The organism is Klebsiella sp. D5A, from assembly GCF_001620885.1.
Lineage (GTDB): Bacteria > Pseudomonadota > Gammaproteobacteria > Enterobacterales > Enterobacteriaceae > Klebsiella > Klebsiella variicola.
In genome coordinates this window covers 1-715 of record NZ_LOAR01000047.1, presented here as the reverse complement: position 1 = coordinate 715, position 715 = coordinate 1, and the positions used below count along the sequence as shown (strand labels likewise).

Here is a 715-nt window from a genome sequence, read left to right as displayed (position 1 = left end):
GTGCCAGGAGCGGACATTCATATCTGAGTACTGAGAGCCTTAAGCCGCTTTGCTAATGAAGACAGGCGATCTGCGTCCAGCACGCAATGCGACTTCCCCATCTCACTCAGCGCTGAAACTCACCAAAACCAACGTCGCCTGGGTTCTTGCCAGGCTCCCTGCCACAGGTCAAAACGTGTGAGTGGTTCAAGTTTTTTTAGAACTGCAGATTCACCCGCGGATGAGAGACTTCGCTCCGAAATGGAAATACCGAAAAGGCCTTCAGCGACCGGGAATATTTCACATTCTGGTGTCAGCGATCCCAATGCTTTTTCTATCTTGTTACGTTCTGCTTTGATAATTAACTGAAGTCCCATCAGCTCTTAAACTCCACCATGGCTATCTGCTCAAGTGCTTGCCTGATCTGGGCCTGAACCTGATCTGGGATGGATTGCCCTCTGATGTCATAGACGACCCGGCAAGTTTGAATGTGCGGTGGAAGCTGCGATAGCCCCCAGCTTATTCTGGCAATATTGTATGCAATACTGAGTTTTATCGATTCCGGTGATGCCAGAGCGTGGTTGGCCACAAGGAGAAATTCGCCGCGTTCTTCATTTATAAACTCTGGGGTAAACATTACGTATCCCTTTCATTGGCTTCGCCAACTTCTGGCAATTAAATGCCTTTTCATCTTAGCATGAATCCTGTTCGAGTCACGATGTCCGCTGTTCGCTCA

At 48.7% G+C, this 715-nt stretch carries 2 protein-coding genes; both read right to left on the bottom strand.

What is annotated here, in order from left to right; all coding sequences use genetic code 11:
- Window positions 1–119 precede the first annotated feature (119 nt).
- Window positions 120–356: a hypothetical protein gene (locus AS136_RS27800; protein WP_071599419.1), complete on the bottom strand. Its 237-nt coding sequence runs from the start codon at window positions 354–356 to the stop codon at window positions 120–122.
- Window positions 356–616: a hypothetical protein gene (locus tag AS136_RS25930; RefSeq protein WP_012968162.1), complete on the bottom strand. Its 261-nt coding sequence runs from the start codon at window positions 614–616 to the stop codon at window positions 356–358. Before AS136_RS25930 ends, AS136_RS27800 begins: the two co-directional genes overlap by 1 nt.
- Between the last annotated feature and the right edge of the window lie 99 nt (window positions 617–715).